Here is a 15413-nt window from a genome sequence, read left to right on the forward strand (position 1 = left end):
AACTATTCGCTGTAGTTAAACTACTCGCTGTGGTTAAAACTGATGACTTTAGGTCACACTGATAGAGACCTAATTGAAGATATTTTAATTTGGGGTGTTTTAGTTTGACATAATTTAATGAGGTCTAAATGATTTAGATCTAAGATGCTAAGTGAACACCCAACATAATAAGTAATACTAGGTTCGCTGCATAACCCACAATAAAGAAATAACTACGAGGGCTTGGGTTTGCTTCTGTTGCAACCACATAATACAACGCCATATGTAAGATCCGCGCGATAGCATAAACCCAGACCAAAATACCCAACCAGAAGGCATCCATACCCACCAACATACCTAGTAAAGCTGGACCAAACATCATTAATAAGTTTTCGTGAGAGTTTAAAAAAGTACGATGACTCCGAAATACAAAAGACTCATGGCTCAGTTGGGTATCTAAAATACCAGCCACATAATGTTTCTGTTGACGGTGGGCTCTAGACGCCACGGTTGCTTGAATAAAAATGGTCACCAGAATAAGCCAAAGGCCCCAAATGGCAAATGAATAAGTTGCGATCATAGTTTGACTCTTAACTTAATTATAAAAATAACTTAATAAATATAAACATAAATATAAAAATAAATAGTCATAAAAACCCAAATTTTGTGCCTAGGAGACCTTCGCTTAGCTTTAATTTAACCTTCATTAAAGCTTGCAGGTCAGGGTTTAGACAGATTCTTGAGCCTTATTCATGCTCAAAGCCATGGCTTCAGCAATCTTAATGCCATCAATGGCTGCTGACATAATACCCCCTGCATAGCCAGCACCTTCTCCGGCTGGGAATAAACCTTGGGTATTAACACTTTGATAATCTTTATCTCGCTTAATGCAAATAGGCGCCGAAGTTCGTGTTTCAACTCCAGTCAATAAAGCATCTGCTAAAGCGAACCCCTTCACTTTGCGGTTAAACACTGGAATCGCTTCACGAATAGCGTCAATACAAAAGTCGGGTAAGGCGTCAGCCAAATCTGTGAGTTTGATACCCGGCTGAAAGGAAGGTTCAACACTGCCCAATTGCTTGGATGACTGGCCCTTTAAAAAGTCGCCCACTGTTTGGGCTGGGGCATCATAGTTCTCCCCTCCAAGCACATAAGCTTGGCGCTCCAATTGACGCTGTAACTCAATACCCGCCAAAGCATTGCCTGGATAGTCAGACGGATTAATACCCACCACAATGGCACTGTTGGCATTGCGCTCAGCACGGGAGTATTGACTCATGCCGTTAGTAACCACCTGATGCGGTTCAGATGCTGCTGCCACAACTGTGCCTCCTGGGCACATACAAAAACTGTATACAGATCGGCCGTTAGCACAATGATGCACTAGCTTGTAGTCGGCAGCACCTAGAATCTCATTCCCTGCATTAGGCCCAAAGCGGGCTTGGTCGATCACCGACTGCGGATGTTCAATGCGAAACCCAATAGAAAAGGGTTTGGCTTCAATATAAACCTTGTTATCAAACAACATCTCAAAGGTGTCACGAGCACTATGCCCTATAGCCAGAGCAATATGTTTAGAATGAATCACCTCGCCATCAGCCAAAGTGACACCACACATCTTACCGTCTTCTATTTGCACCCCATCAACGCGGGCGTTAAAACGAATCTCACCACCGAGTTCAATGATTTTAGCGCGCATTTTTTCCACCATCGACACCAACCTAAAGGTACCAATATGGGGCTTACTCACAAACAATATTTCATCAGGCGCACCCGCTGCAACAAACTCAGCAAGTACTTTGCGGCTATAGTGTTTTGAGTCTTTAACCTGACTGTATAGTTTACCGTCAGAGAAGGTACCTGCCCCACCCTCACCAAACTGTACGTTAGATTCAGTGTTAAGGATTTTCTTACGCCAAAAGCCAAAGGTGTCTTTGGTTCGTTGCCTCACTGCTGCGCCACGCTCTAAAACAATGGGCTTATAACCCATTTGTGCCAGCACTAAAGCCGCCAACAAACCACAGGGGCCAAACCCAATGACTAGGGGCCGTTGTTGAGCTTTTGCCTGCGCTTTAGCAACAAATTTATAGCTCATATCAGGGCTAGTTTTAATAAGCTGATCATCGGCAAATGCAGCCAGTAAAGCGTCATTTTGGTTGGTGTTCACGTCTAGGGTGTAGATCAGTACAATCTTACTTTTTTTACGCGCATCGTAACCTCTACGATGCACCACATAGTCTAACAAATCGTCCGTTTGAATCGACAGACGTGCCAGAATAGCAAGGCCAAGCGCCTCATCATCGTGTTCAAGTGGTAATTGCAGATTACTGATGCGTATCATCTAGGCGTTCCAATACAGGGTGTGGCTGATCTGTGTGACTGATCCATGGTAGGTGGCTATATTACCTGCTTATAGGGTAACTGTCTTATAGTTACCCCAGATAAGCGCTATAAATCTGCCTACAACTAAGTCAATGCCATAGAATGCTTCGAGCTACCTAAAATGCTTGTCGTGCCTCAGGCTTCAGTCAAATGGTCACTCTTATTTTTTAGCAACTTTTGTTAGCGACTTTTGTTAACCACTCACCTATCCCAACCACCTGACAAAACTCACCTTGCAGATCTGAAAGGGCGATGTCATGAATTAATTGTGCAGCATAAGTAGATCCGTCAGGTCCCAATCGATCAAAAGTGGCACAGGCTTCACCCACCAAACGCACATCAAAACCCATATTACCCGCCATTCTCACGGTAGTGGAGACACAATGATTAGTGGTTAACCCCGCAATAGCCAGTTGGTTGATATGATTACGGCGTAAGTACACCTCAAGCTCGGTGCCTATAAATGACGAATTTTCATGCTTAACAATTAACTCCTCCCCCCGCTATTGGCGTTAGCTCTGGCCAAATTTCACCACTACTTTTGTCCCTTCTTAAAAGGCTGTTAACATCTCGGCTATGCTGCACCACGTGCACGATAGGAAGCTGATGAGCGCACCAGTGGTTTAGTAGTTGTAACAGATTATGCTCTAACGCCGGATTATTGCGGTTAGCACCCCAGTAACCCCAGTCTTTAAACCCTTGCTGGCAGTTAATAAGGATGAATGCGCATCGATCATGAGGATGGCTCATTATTTCCAGCCTTGAAGCCATTGATTGGTGTCTTTTAGTTGTTTCCATTGGATCAAAAACGAGCGTTTGGACATGATGGCTTCCATAGTACAAGACACCACCATCTCATCTTCATCGAACTCCACCTCGGTAATAGTGAAGTGTTTTTCCTTATTTTCAGGTTTTACAGCCGTCCACTTACTATGGAGTAATTTTTTTGAGCTAATTGGATTCACAGATTTTTCCTGAGCAATAAAGAGTGATTTTTAAGTCGATCAATAGTCTAGCTGGCAGTCTACTTAAACTGTCGGTTTTTGGTAGGTCACCCAGTGGGTTTTGTCTGATAACTTATCATAAACCCCACGGCCCCTATAATTATTTTCGGCAGTAATCCAGCGCACAAAGGGCCAGCCTTTTTGCACCGCAGACTCATTAAGACCTTGGTACAAAGCTTCGACAATACCTTGGCCACGACATTCGGGTTTAATGAACAAATCATCAAGAAAACCTACAATCTTACCCCGCAGCGGTGATGGCATAGCACGATAGTGCATTAAGCCTAAACACTGCCCTGAATCATCTTTGGCCACCAGTGCATAAAACGCATTGTTTTTATCAAAGATCCAAGACCAAACGGTATCGAGGATTTCTTGATTCATAGGCACTTGATAGAATTCCGCATAGCCACGGTAAAGGGCTTGCCATTGCGATTTATCTTGCAGACTTAATTCACCCACCACTATCTTCATAACAACCTCTTAAGCCAGCGGCTTGACTGCTTTATCAACTAATCTAGGGACTACTTTATGACCTTAAGAACATAATAACAAGCGCGCTAATTGAACAACACCCGCCCTATTGGCCTTCGCTCATCCCTCTCAGTTTCATTTATCTATTTCTGAAAAATATTGGTTCACAACATATTGAAAGTATCGTCGTTTTTCTGCGTATTACTTGTCCTGTTACAAAAAAAGAGCGGCTTGCGCTCCTTATTTTTTAAACAGAGCTATGCTGTATATCCAACCTCGTACTGCTAGGTTATTCAATACTAAAGTCACCCTGCTTAATCCTAAAAATTTAAAAGCCAAATGGGTTAACCACGAAAAGCATTACTATTGACCAGCCCATTACTAATTTCAAAGTAAAAAAAGGCCAGCATAAGCTGGCCTTTGGTGGGTTGTGATCTGAGTTAGACGATCTTTAATCCATATTCTTCACTGGCGTCTTGCAGCCAAAGGAAGAAGTAGTCTGCAAAGCTACGGCGGATTACTAGGTCCATGGAACCATCTTCTAATTTACACAGGGTGGTGCCTGTTTTTGCAAAAGTGGTTTGTACTACTTTGCCCACTGGAAAATTATCTGGGTGACAATCGTACACGGTTGATTTTTGTAATACCTCAGCTAAGCGAGGGCCTGACAAATTAACTAAGGTTTGGCCGCTACTCAGATCGGTGATAGCCACGTGCTGATCACCCATTGCCAAGCGCAAGTCGGCCTCAACATGCCCTTGTGTGCCGCTCACAACAATAACTAGCCATTCGTTAGGACATAACCAATAAATCACAGTATCACCCTTACGATTACTGGTATTCGCCTTAGTGGGCAATGCGACACCCAAAACATGCTCTACTGCTGAGTTAAATGCTGCATCTAATGGGTTGCCCCGCAGATTAAGGTGGCCACGGAATTTGTCTTCCTTCATGACTAACCCAGCATCGCCAGCGTTAGTGTGCGACGCGTGATGATGCAATGGTGATTGCTTCATTTTGACACTTGATACGTTAGTTGTTGATGCACTAGTCATGGTGGTGATCTCCTTTTGGATCATAGAACACGGGACTGCAAATCTCAGCGGCCAAGACGCGGCCATCAGCTAGGGGACAGTACACTGTTTCACCCATCCGCTCTGAGCCACCTTTGACTGTGCCCATAGCAATGCCATGACCTAAACATTCACTCCAGTAACTGGAAGTGACGTGGCCCACCATATCCATAGGAATAGGCTGATGGGGATCCATAACGATTTGCGCGCCTTCTGGAATAACCACTGTGGGGTCTTTTGGCTTTAAACCCACCAGCTGTTTACGGTCTGTTCGGGCCGTATCGGGCCGGCTAAATGAGCGCTCACCTAAGAAACTAAAGGCTTTGGTTTTGCCCACAGCCCAGCCCATCAAACAATCATAGGGGGTCATGGAACCATCGGTATCTTGGCCCGCAATAATGAAGCCTTTCTCTGCACGCAATACGTGCATAGATTCAGTGCCGTATGGCGTTATGCCAAACTCTTCACCGGCTTCCATAAGTTGTTGCCACATATAATGGCCTTGGTCTGCTGGCACGTTCACCTCAAACGATAACTCCCCAGTAAAGGAAATACGGAAGATGCGTGACTTAATGCCCGCCACAGTGCCCTCGCGATAATCCATAAACTTCATGGCTTTTGCAGACAGGTCTACGTCGGTGCAGAGCTTCTCTAGCACCTTACGAGAATTAGGCCCCGCAAAAGAACAGGTGGCCCATTGATCCGTAACCGAGGTGAAGTAAACATCTAACTCTGGCCATTCCGTTTGATGCCATAATTCTAACCAACCCAACACTGCAGCAGCGCCGCCAGAGGTGGTGGTCATAAGAAAATGAGTGTCACTTAAACATGCGGTTACCCCATCATCAAAGATCATGCCGTCTTCTTTGAGCATGAGCCCATAACGACACTTGCCCGGTGCTAACTTTGACCAAGCATTAGTATAAACCCGATTTAGAAACTCACGTGCATCCTTACCTTGGATGTCGATTTTACCTAAGGTTGATGCATCCAATATACCTACACTGTTGCGCACCGCTAAACATTCTCGGTTAAGGGTTTGCTGCATGGTTTCCCCTGCCTGCGGGAAATACCAAGGGCGCTTCCACTGACCCACGTTCTCAAATTCTGCGCCATTAGCCACATGCCAAGGATGCATGGCCGTATGACGTGCTGGGTCCAATAACGCACCAATATCGCGGCCTCCAATAGCACCGAAGGTGACTGGAGTGTAGGCCGGACGAAAAATAGTAGTGCCTGTTTCAGCAATCGACTTATTCAAGGCCTTAGCCACAATAGCCATGCCATTCACGTTACCCGTTTTGCCTTGATCAGTGCCAAAACCCATGGCCGTATAACGTTTAACATGTTCAATAGACTGAAACCCTTCACGGGTGGCCAATTCAATGCCTGCTGCTGTGACATCGTTTTGGAAGTCAACAAACTGTTTTGGGGCACGACTAATTGGCTTAGTGTGAGGAATCAAGTAAAGGGCTTGTGCAGCGCCTTCAGATTCATCACCACAATTAAATACTTGAGTGGATTGTGTGCCAGCTGCAGCAGCACCTGCTTGGATGCCAGCATTTAGGGCCTGCGACAACTGGTATTCACCCGTAATTGCGCCTGCTAAATGTTGATTTTGAAGGCTTGAACCTGGTACGAAGCCAGCCACATCCTCTTTCCAAATAGGCCGACTCCCGGTGTGACAACTCAGATGCACCACAGGGCTCCAACCACCCGCCACTGCAATAAGGTCGCAACTGAGGGTTTTGCCTTGGCTTGTGACTTGGTCAGCCACCTCATTTAAGGGCGCCACAATGGCTCCAGTTACGTGCTTTGCGCCTTGGGCTTCAATCACACCATAGCCTGCCATCACTTGGATACCAGCCGTTTTTACCAATTCAACCAGGCGTCCATCAGGAGCATGGCGAGAATCTACTACAGCCACGACCGTGCGGCCTGCCGACTGGATGTCTAAAGCGGTCTGATAACCTGAATCATTGGTTGTCATAACGACACAGCGTTGGCCAGGAACTACAGCAAAACGGTTAATGTAGGTCGACACAGAATGCGCCAGCATGATGCCGGGGAGATCGTTATTAGCAAACACTAAGGGCCGTTCAATGGCGCCCGTCGCCAACACCACTTGGTGGGCCCGAATACGATGAATGCGCTGACGTGTGCCCTTCAAGGCAACTGGGCCAAGGTGATCTGTTCTCCGCTCTATGGCACATACAAAGTTGTGATCGTAATAACCAAATGCTGTGGTTCGGGGCATAGCTGTCACATTGGCCATGGCTGCTAGCTCTTGCGCAGCTTGTTCTGCCCAAGTCACTGCGTCCACGCCGTCAACTGATTGCTTGCTCGCTAATAAGGTACCACCAAATTCATTTTGCTCGTCTACAATGATCACGCGTTTGCCACTGCGGCCTGCTTCGAGAGCAGCCGCTAAACCTGCAGGACCTGCACCCACCACCATAACATCACAATGGGCATTTAATTTGTCATAAGTGTCTGGGTCAGGCTCAAGGGACAAACGACCAAAACCTGCAGCTTTACGAATAAACTTTTCGTAGGTCATCCACATTTTTTGGGGCGCCATAAAGGTCTTGTAGTAAAAACCAACAGGCATCATTTTGCCTCCAATTTTACCGACTAAACCCATGAGATCGAATTCCGCACTCGGCCAACCGTTGGTGCTGGAAGCCGTTAGACCATCGAACAACTCTACTTGGGTTGCCCGAGGATTAGGCACCGATGCATTGCCTTTGTGCAACTGCATGAGGGCGTTAGGCTCTTCAGCACCATGGCCTAAAATACCTCGCGCTCGGCTGTATTTAAAGCTGCGACCCACGATGCCAACGCCATTTGCAAGCATGGCTGAGGCTAAGGTGTCACCCTCAAAACCTTGGTAGGTTTTGCCATTAAAGGTAAAACTCATGGGTTTAGACCGATCAATTCGACCGCCTGTTGCTATGCGATTAATTTGGCTCATGAGGCATCTCCTTGCTGCTCTTCTGGGGTTACTTTAGCTTTAGTTTTAGTTTTGGGTTTAGCTTTATCTTTGACTGGCGCAGCTTTTGCCTTATCTGCAACTAGCGCAGCTTTGGTTGGCGCCGTTACTGCGGGCAATTCACCCATTTTATAGGTCTCATGGATTTGATAGCTGTGCGTGTCACGGGTGGCGTTAAAGTAACGCCGACAACCCGCTGCGTGGTACCACATTTCATGGTGAATACCGCGCGGGTTAGCCCGAAAGAACAGGTAATCTCCCCAAGCTTCATCAGAAATGGATGCTGGGTCTTTTGGACGTTCGATGTGTGCTTCACCCGTATAGGAATACTCTTCTTCTTCGCGCATTTCTTCGCAATAAGGGCAGTAAATATGATGCATGTGTATGTCTCCTTATGCTAAAAGTTAGTGGGCAACGCCAGCAGCGCCGTGCTCGTCGATTAAATGGCCCGTATTAAAACGATCCAAGCTAAAAGGTGCAGCTAAAGGATGGGGTTCATCGTGCGCTAGGGTGTGAGCAAACACATGCCCAGAACCCGGTGTGGCCTTAAAGCCACCTGTGCCCCAACCACAGTTAAAGTACAAGCCTTTAACGCTTGTTTTAGACAATATAGGGCAAGCATCTGGGCAGGTATCGACTACTCCACCCCAAGCTCGATTCATGCGCACACGACTGAGCATGGGAAATAGTTCACAGATGGCCGATAAGGTATGTTCTACCACATTGAAACTGCCACGCTGGCCATAGCCATTGTAAGAGTCAGTACCGGCGCCAATCACTAGGTCACCCTTATCCGACTGACTGACATAAGCATGCACTGCGTTGGACATAATCACGGTGTCGATGATGGGCTTAACCGGTTCTGAAACCAAAGCTTGCAATGGCCGCGATTCAATAGGCAAACGTAAACCCACCATCGCTGCCATGACGCCCGAATTACCTGCCGTAACGCAGGCTACTTTTTTAGCACCAATAAAACCTTGCGTGGTCTGCACACCCACCACAGCGCCGTCTTCTTTGATGATATCAGTGACTTCACATTGTTGGATAAGATCCACACCAAAACTATCAGCGCCACGAGCAAAACCCCATGCCACTGCATCATGTCGTGCCACCCCTCCGGTAGCTTGCCAAGAGGCACCTAAAACAGGGTAACGAATATCTTGTGAATCATTGATGACGGGCACAATCTTTTTCACTTCTGCTGTATTGAGTACCACTCCATCAATACCGTTCAATCGATTCGCATTCACTCGGCGCTCAATATCGCGCATGTCTTGCAAGTTGTGACCCAAATTCAATACGCCACGCTGACTAAACATGACGTTGTAGTTTAAGTCTTGGCTTAGGTCTTTCCAAAGATCTAAAGAATGGTCATATAATTTAGAGGCTTCATCCCATAAGTAGTTGGAGCGAACAATAGTGGTATTTCGCGCGGTGTTACCACCGCCTAAGTAGCCTTTCTCCAACACGGCCACATTGGTAATACCATGCACTTTAGCTAAGTAATAGGCAGTCGCCAGACCATGTCCACCGCCACCAACAATGATGACATCGTATTGTTTTTTAGGCTGTGGACTGCGCCAAACTGCTTGCCAGTTTTCATGATGGCTAAGGGAGTGCTTGAAAAGACTAAAGCCTGAATATTTTTTCATAGTATGACCCGATGGTATTCGCTGCAAAGCGATATGAATCTTTATTATGGGAGTCATTGTGCTAAAACCTAGCCCAAGGCTCTTATTCAATTGCGACCCAAATTGAAGCTTGCAGATAAAGCACTGAATTAATAACACACTGATGTGTCAACCCAAACCACACAGGTATAAAAATGCAGTACAATTGGGGCATATTTGTGCAGTATATAATGGAATCACGGCATGAAAGTTTTTGGTGTTGTTGGGTGGAAAAATAACGGCAAGACGACCCTAGTGGAAAGGCTTATTAGCCAACTTACATCCATGGGCTATAAGGTGTCGTCAGTGAAACACGCCCACCATAATGTGGATATTGATGAACCAGGGCGTGATAGTTACCGTCACCGTGCCGCAGGCGCTAAACAAACTCTTTTGGCCACCCAGCACCGCTGGGCCTTAATGCGTGAACACCGTGAGCAAGATACACCAAAACTAGAGCAATTACTCCCCTTGTTTGAGCCCTGTGATTTAGTCATCGTAGAGGGCTATAAAGGTGCCGTTCACCCAAAATTGGAAATCGTACGACACCATAATAAGGAGGGCTTGTTGGCTGATCAGATGCCCAACATTGTTGCGCTTGTCACAGATCAACCCCATCTGCTCAGTGATCTGCCGCAATTAGACCTCAACAATATACAACAAGTCACAGACTTCGTTTTGCAGCACACTGGCTTAGTCACCTCACCAGCAGTGCATGAGGTTAATGACTGTTACAGCCCAGCCCAACAATTACAAACCGCTGAGACCGTTTGGCAGCGTATGCAGGCACTAGCGTCCACGCAAGTCAAAAGCCAAACGCTGCCGCTAGAACAATGCATGAACCGTCGTTTAGCTGAAGCTTTAACGACCCCATATGACAGCCCTAGGTTTGATAATGCAGCTGTGGATGGTTATGCCTTTAACTGTAACGATTTAATCCAGCAACCAGACGCCACACTGCCACTCATGGCGACGGAAGCCAACGCGGGAGGAAGTGAGAAACTCAGCCTCAAACAGGGTTACTGTATGCGGGTGTTGACTGGAGCACAAATGCCCAAAGGCTCGAATACAGTGGTTATGCAAGAGGATGTGCACCTTACTAACGACTCTGTCACCTTTCCAAGCCACTACAAAGCCCACTCTAACTGGCGTCCACAGGGCGAAGACGTCAAGGCTGGAGAGGTTATTATCAACCAAGGCCAGCTCATTCGGCCACAAGATATTGGCCTTGCTGCCGCGGCGGGCCAAGCCCAGTTAAGGGTTTATAACAAGGTTAGGGTAGCACTCTTTTCAACTGGCAATGAAGTCTATGAACTAGGACAAGAGTTACCCGAAGACGGTATCTATGACGTCAACCGGTACCTGCTTAAAGCCTTACTGACCAGTTTACACTGCGAGGTTACAGACCTTGGTATTTTGGCAGACGATTTCTCGACAATCCGCACTGCGTTGGATAGTGCAAGCCAAGATCACCAACTCATCATTACTTCTGGTGGTGCTTCAACGGGCAGCCACGATCACATAGCCACCGTATTAAAAGACCTGGGCGAAGTTCATGCTTGGCGCTTAGCTATTAAACCAGGCAGGCCTCTGGCCTTTGGTCAACTCGGCTCAGCCTTGTTCCTTGGTTTACCTGGCAATCCTGTGGCGGCTAACGTATGTACCTTAATGTTTGGGCAACCCTTAATTCGGGTATTAAGTGGGGGTGGTTGGCATCGTCCTAAGTCATACCCACAAAAACTAGGTTTTGATGTTAATAAGAAGGTCGGTCGAAGAGAGTGGCTGAGAGTCTTTCAAGAACAACAGCCTAATGGTGACTATGTGTTGCAACGCAGCGCATCTCATGGGTCAGGTATTTTAACCTCTATGACCCGTGCTGATGGTCTGGTAGAAGTGGACGAAGCGAGTGGCAACATACCTGCTGGCTCACTTGTGGACTTTATTCCCTTTACCAGTTTTGGCATGGGTGATGCTTAATTTTGAGTTTAGGGCCCTATGACCAAGGCCAATGTTTACTCTTAAAAACGCTACAATTCTTGGCAGTCCTAGAGCTATGATAAAGATTACCGATCTGTCTTTTTAAGCTTTAGGCCTATAAACGGATTCACTCATTAATAGTAATTCACGCCTAGTGCTCAGACCTTCCCACAAAATATAACCAATTCTATTTATGCATAATGGGTAGCTCTGTCAATATTGCGCTGGTTATTGACTGATCAACTGCTCTGCAAGGATCAGGTCTTCTGGCCGGTTGACATTAAAAAATGGGTTTTCTAACAGCTCGTCAAAGGCGACATCTGCAACCCCATAAGGGGCAGTAAAACGATCCACCTTGCGCATGTCGTCCTCTACAATAGCTTGGTATAAGTCTTCAAATAAGTCCACTGGCCATAAGCCAAACACTGGCTGAGTTCGACCCTGATAGCTAGCACACGCCAAACGTTGCTCTTTCTCCTGCATTTGCTTGAGCATTCGAGCTACATAGTCTGCTGGAAAAAAAGGCGTGTCTGCAGCCATAGTAATAATATGCGTGGCATTCGTTCTATTTTGTTTTGTCCATGCCATAGCCGATACCACACCAGCTAAAGGACCCGCAAAATCGGGCACTATATCAGCCTGAACAGGCAGTGCAAAAGAGGCAAAACGCTCTGCGTCACCATTAGCGTTGAGGACCAAGGTTTCAACTTGGGCTTGTGCTAAGTCAACCACATAATTGAGAATGGATTGGCCACCTAGGGCTAACATGGATTTATCACCACCACCCATGCGTCTAGAAAGTCCCCCTGCAAGTATCACTCCCACCAATTGGTTGGCTTTAATCGCCATTTTTACGGCCTGCGTGTTTAGGTTCATCGGCAATCTGATCTACATCAACATCATAGTGCACTCGTTCAAAACCGGCTAACACTAAAAACTTACGCCCTTTAGCCCTGCCAATCAGCGTTAGTCCTGCTTTTTGAGCCAAATCAACACCCCAAGCAGTAAAGCCCGAGCGTGAAATAAGAATAGGAATCTGCATTTGCACAGTTTTGATCACCATTTCAGAGGTTAAACGGCCTGTGGTGTAGAAGCATTTATCATGGGGTTGAATCTTGTGCATGTGCATATAGCCCGCAATTTTGTCGATGGCATTATGGCGCCCCACATCTTCCATATAGACCAAAGGCTGCGCTTTATGACATAAAACACAGCCGTGGATGGCTCCCGCTTTTTGATAAATACTCGGCGTAGTATTAATTTGGCGCGCTAGTTGATAGAGCCAACTGGTCTTTAATGTGGCGTCTTGAGACAGATCAATGGTATCGAACTTCTCCATGATGTCACCAAATACGGTGCCTTGAGCGCAGCCAGACGTGCGTACTTTTTTCTTCATTTTATCTTCGTAATCAGTTTCACGCTGAGTGCGCACTATGGCAACTTCTAGCTCTTCGTCATAGTCTATACCGGTAATCACATCATCGGCTTGGAGCATATTTTGGTTCAACAGAAAACCCACCGCAAGGTATTGAGGGTGGTCCCCTAGGGTCATCAGAGTCACAATTTCTTGTTTATTTAAATACACCGTCAAACCCCGTTCAGTGACGACGTCCACATCAACATCCGCACCCGTATGATCACGCCCTGTGACTTGACTGGTGAGCGCGCCATTATCTGGGTTGGGGTGCACAAGGTAACTTGAAAGGTCCGCTTGTTTCATGGGCATGCCTTTTTTTGTTTATCCTGTTTGGCAATCCAGCGATCTAATTTATTCGCAAAGGTCTGGCGATCCGTATGATTTAAGGTAGCTGGACCTCCAGTTTGAACACCACTGTTACGCAGTGTTTCCATAAAGTCCCGCATATTTAAACGCTGTCGAATAGTTTCTTTGGTATAAGATTCACCCCTTGGACTAAGCGCTTGTGCACCTTTTTCAACCACTTCTGCAGCCAAAGGAATATCACCCGTAATCACCAAATCTCCTGCCGTGACTCGCAGCACAATTTCATTATCAGCCACATCAAATCCTTGACCTACCTGGATACTACTAATGACCTTAGATGGCGGTGTTTTAATATATTGGTTGGCTACCAAGGTGGTAGCAATTTGTGCGCGCTCAGCCGCACGAAACAAAATTTCTTTAATGACACCGGGGCAGGCATCTGCATCGACCCAAATTGGCATAGTAATAAACATGAAAGCTAGACAATAAGTTATTGTGCACCAATCTGCAGTTAAGAACTAGATCACCAGCACGATAAACCTTCCTAACGCAGCTACTGATTTTTATACAATAAGCGCCTTAAGTGTTTGCGTGAGTTTAGTAACGTCTTGGGCACTGGTATAGTGCACCAAAGAAAATCGTAAAACACCCTCTTCAGCATCAATGCCCATGGCCTCTAAAAGCCGCTTTGAGTAAAAATGCCCAGCGCCACACATGAGTCCCTTTTGACCTAATGCGCTGGCTAGATCAAACGCTTTGTGACCTTTAACCAAAACTGACACTGTGGGTGCTCTGTTGACCGCATGCTTGGGGCCAATGAGCGTGATTTTCTGATGCTCATTAAAAAATTCCAATAGAGGTTCTAGTACATCGATCTCGGCTTGTCTCAATAAGTCGTGAACCACTTTGTTTTTGTTTTGGTCACGGGCCTTACTGGAGCCCACGTGATGCTGGTAAAGGGTCGTTAGATAATCACAAACGCCCGCTGCTGCTGCAATTTGTGCATGATCTGGACCTGCGGGAGTTAAGCGCTTTTCACGCAAATGGTCATTAAAGTAATGCCCTTGGTTACTCAAACATGCATCCATTTGCTGGCGCACAACCATGACCCCTTGATGGGTACCATAGACTTTGTAGAGCGAAAATAGGTAAATATCGACGCCTAGAGCGTCTACGTCGGGCAAACCGTGCCCCGCATAAGAGACCCCATCAACAAGAGTTTTAACACCCTTGTCTCGCGCTAAATCAGCAATATGGGCCACTGGGTTAATCTCACCGAGAATATTAGAACAATGGGGGAAGACAAGGAGTTTAGTGTGTTTATTAAACAAAGCAGGCAGATGATCCACATTTAAACTGCCACTGTTTGCATCAACACACCACTCTTTAACTACAATACCCTGCTGTGCAAGCCTTCTAAAAACGCCAGAGTTTGCTTCGTGATCTTGATTAGTGACAATAATTTCATCACCTTCTTTGAGCCAACCTAACATGGCCTGAGCTAATACATAGGTGTTTTGACTCGTGGAGGGACCAAAGTAGATTTCTTCTGGGCCCACATTTAACCAACCTGAAAATTTCCCATAAGCATTTTGCATGTGTGCCCCAGCCTCTTGGGCCTGAGGGTATGGATGAAATGGTTGCACTTTAGTTTGCCGCAGGTAGTGGTCTAACTGATCCATCACCTGGCGGCACATGTAGGAGCCACCTGCGTTTTCAAAAAAAGCTGTCCCTTTTAAACTCGGCTCACTAAAGGCTGGAAACTGACGGCGAACAAAATCTAAATCTAAAGTTTTAGTTTTCATAATAGCGTATTCCTTAAAACATAAGTGCAGCTGTCATCGGCATCAGTCATTTCACGATCGACTAATTAACCTTGCCCTTTTATGCTTACCTTTTTAACATATTTTAAGTATTAAACACTAAACAATGTCATGGCTCAGGCGGGAAAATAATGTCCAAGTTAGCGGGCAGTTTCTAAACAAGGGGAATCATTCACAATCTCCAGCCATAGAAAATAAAAGACCAGCATTTAGCTGGTCTTTTAAGATGGCCTGAGCCAAGTGACCACTCAATAACCTATTGTGGCTTCACTTGTCTTGTCTTGTCTTGTCTTGTCTTGTCTTGTCTTGTCTC

The 15413-nt window shown here is 46.1% G+C and carries 15 protein-coding genes; 1 reads left to right on the forward strand and 14 read right to left on the reverse strand.

Annotated features, from left to right (window positions below):
- Positions 1–139: 139 nt before the first annotated feature.
- The 10 genes from ABXT59_RS09295 to ABXT59_RS09340 form a co-directional block, all read right to left on the reverse strand.
- Positions 140–559, reverse strand: a complete 420-nt coding sequence (locus ABXT59_RS09295; RefSeq protein WP_443635810.1) for an MAPEG family protein — start codon at positions 557–559, stop codon at positions 140–142.
- 147 nt (positions 560–706) lie between these two features.
- Positions 707–2320, reverse strand: a complete 1614-nt coding sequence (locus tag ABXT59_RS09300; RefSeq protein WP_443635812.1) for an NAD(P)/FAD-dependent oxidoreductase — start codon at positions 2318–2320, stop codon at positions 707–709.
- Between the two features lie 208 nt (positions 2321–2528).
- Positions 2529–2804 (reverse strand): isochorismatase family protein, encoded by a 276-nt coding sequence (locus tag ABXT59_RS09305; protein WP_443635814.1) that lies wholly within the window; start codon positions 2802–2804, stop codon positions 2529–2531.
- Positions 2805–2841: 37 nt separating this feature from the next.
- Complete coding sequence (locus tag ABXT59_RS09310) at positions 2842–3111, reverse strand: hypothetical protein (RefSeq protein ID WP_443635816.1); 270 nt, start codon at positions 3109–3111, stop codon at positions 2842–2844.
- Positions 3111–3326, reverse strand: coding sequence for a TIGR02450 family Trp-rich protein (locus ABXT59_RS09315; RefSeq protein WP_443635818.1), 216 nt, complete (start codon positions 3324–3326; stop codon positions 3111–3113). The genes ABXT59_RS09310 and ABXT59_RS09315 overlap by 1 nt, the downstream gene beginning before the upstream one ends.
- A gap of 63 nt (positions 3327–3389) precedes the next feature.
- Positions 3390–3839 (reverse strand): GNAT family N-acetyltransferase, encoded by a 450-nt coding sequence (locus ABXT59_RS09320; RefSeq protein ID WP_443635820.1) that lies wholly within the window; start codon positions 3837–3839, stop codon positions 3390–3392.
- Positions 3840–4279: 440 nt separating this feature from the next.
- The gene (locus tag ABXT59_RS09325) at positions 4280–4894 is read right to left on the reverse strand and encodes a sarcosine oxidase subunit gamma (protein ID WP_443635822.1); all 615 of its coding nucleotides are present in this window, start codon (positions 4892–4894) and stop codon (positions 4280–4282) included.
- The gene (locus ABXT59_RS09330; RefSeq protein WP_443635824.1) at positions 4887–7886 is read right to left on the reverse strand and encodes a sarcosine oxidase subunit alpha family protein; all 3000 of its coding nucleotides are present in this window, start codon (positions 7884–7886) and stop codon (positions 4887–4889) included. The genes ABXT59_RS09325 and ABXT59_RS09330 overlap by 8 nt, the downstream gene beginning before the upstream one ends.
- Positions 7883–8284 carry a sarcosine oxidase subunit delta gene (locus tag ABXT59_RS09335; protein WP_443635826.1) on the reverse strand — a complete coding sequence of 134 codons (402 nt, stop codon included), beginning with the start codon at positions 8282–8284 and terminating at the stop codon, positions 7883–7885. Before ABXT59_RS09335 ends, ABXT59_RS09330 begins: the two co-directional genes overlap by 4 nt.
- Positions 8285–8308: 24 nt before the next feature.
- Positions 8309–9559 carry a sarcosine oxidase subunit beta family protein gene (locus ABXT59_RS09340; protein WP_443638586.1) on the reverse strand — a complete coding sequence of 417 codons (1251 nt, stop codon included), beginning with the start codon at positions 9557–9559 and terminating at the stop codon, positions 8309–8311.
- A gap of 222 nt (positions 9560–9781) precedes the next feature.
- Here ABXT59_RS09340 and ABXT59_RS09345 point away from each other — a divergent pair, with 222 nt between their 5' ends.
- Positions 9782–11554, forward strand: coding sequence for a bifunctional molybdopterin-guanine dinucleotide biosynthesis adaptor protein MobB/molybdopterin molybdotransferase MoeA (locus tag ABXT59_RS09345; RefSeq protein WP_443635828.1), 1773 nt, complete (start codon positions 9782–9784; stop codon positions 11552–11554).
- Between the two features lie 228 nt (positions 11555–11782).
- Here the strand turns inward: ABXT59_RS09345 and mobA are convergent, their stop codons facing one another.
- From mobA to ABXT59_RS09365, 4 genes are all read right to left on the reverse strand, one after another.
- On the reverse strand, positions 11783–12403 hold the full coding sequence (gene mobA / locus ABXT59_RS09350; protein WP_443635830.1) for a molybdenum cofactor guanylyltransferase MobA: 621 nt from the start codon (positions 12401–12403) through the stop codon (positions 11783–11785).
- Positions 12393–13274, reverse strand: a complete 882-nt coding sequence (locus ABXT59_RS09355) for a formate dehydrogenase accessory sulfurtransferase FdhD (RefSeq protein WP_443635832.1) — start codon at positions 13272–13274, stop codon at positions 12393–12395. Before ABXT59_RS09355 ends, mobA begins: the two co-directional genes overlap by 11 nt.
- Positions 13271–13738, reverse strand: a complete 468-nt coding sequence (locus tag ABXT59_RS09360; RefSeq protein ID WP_443635833.1) for a YaiI/YqxD family protein — start codon at positions 13736–13738, stop codon at positions 13271–13273. Before ABXT59_RS09360 ends, ABXT59_RS09355 begins: the two co-directional genes overlap by 4 nt.
- 102 nt (positions 13739–13840) lie before the next feature.
- Positions 13841–15082 carry an aminotransferase class V-fold PLP-dependent enzyme gene (locus ABXT59_RS09365; RefSeq protein WP_443635835.1) on the reverse strand — a complete coding sequence of 414 codons (1242 nt, stop codon included), beginning with the start codon at positions 15080–15082 and terminating at the stop codon, positions 13841–13843.
- Positions 15083–15413 lie beyond the last annotated feature (331 nt).

The sequence above is a fragment of the Candidatus Njordibacter sp. Uisw_058 genome (assembly GCF_047730065.1).
Taxonomy (GTDB): Bacteria; Pseudomonadota; Gammaproteobacteria; order Pseudomonadales; family Balneatricaceae; genus Njordibacter.

Excerpts from the sequence above, each read along its gene's own strand:
- ABXT59_RS09295 (WP_443635810.1), bottom strand. The coding sequence starts at position 559 with ATGATCGCAACTTATTCATTTGCCATTTGGGGCCTTTGGCTTATTCTG.
- ABXT59_RS09300 (WP_443635812.1), bottom strand. The coding sequence starts at position 2,320 with ATGATACGCATCAGTAATCTGCAATTACCACTTGAACACGATGATGAG.
- ABXT59_RS09310 (WP_443635816.1), bottom strand. The coding sequence starts at position 3,111 with ATGAGCCATCCTCATGATCGATGCGCATTCATCCTTATTAACTGCCAG.
- ABXT59_RS09320 (WP_443635820.1), bottom strand. The coding sequence starts at position 3,839 with ATGAAGATAGTGGTGGGTGAATTAAGTCTGCAAGATAAATCGCAATGG.
- ABXT59_RS09325 (WP_443635822.1), bottom strand. The coding sequence starts at position 4,894 with ATGACTAGTGCATCAACAACTAACGTATCAAGTGTCAAAATGAAGCAA.
- ABXT59_RS09330 (WP_443635824.1), bottom strand. The coding sequence starts at position 7,886 with ATGAGCCAAATTAATCGCATAGCAACAGGCGGTCGAATTGATCGGTCT.
- ABXT59_RS09335 (WP_443635826.1), bottom strand. The coding sequence starts at position 8,284 with ATGCATCATATTTACTGCCCTTATTGCGAAGAAATGCGCGAAGAAGAA.
- ABXT59_RS09340 (WP_443638586.1), bottom strand. The coding sequence starts at position 9,559 with ATGAAAAAATATTCAGGCTTTAGTCTTTTCAAGCACTCCCTTAGCCAT.
- ABXT59_RS09345 (WP_443635828.1), top strand. The coding sequence starts at position 9,782 with ATGAAAGTTTTTGGTGTTGTTGGGTGGAAAAATAACGGCAAGACGACC.
- mobA (WP_443635830.1), bottom strand. The coding sequence starts at position 12,403 with ATGGCGATTAAAGCCAACCAATTGGTGGGAGTGATACTTGCAGGGGGA.
- ABXT59_RS09355 (WP_443635832.1), bottom strand. The coding sequence starts at position 13,274 with ATGAAACAAGCGGACCTTTCAAGTTACCTTGTGCACCCCAACCCAGAT.
- ABXT59_RS09360 (WP_443635833.1), bottom strand. The coding sequence starts at position 13,738 with ATGCCAATTTGGGTCGATGCAGATGCCTGCCCCGGTGTCATTAAAGAA.
- ABXT59_RS09365 (WP_443635835.1), bottom strand. The coding sequence starts at position 15,082 with ATGAAAACTAAAACTTTAGATTTAGATTTTGTTCGCCGTCAGTTTCCA.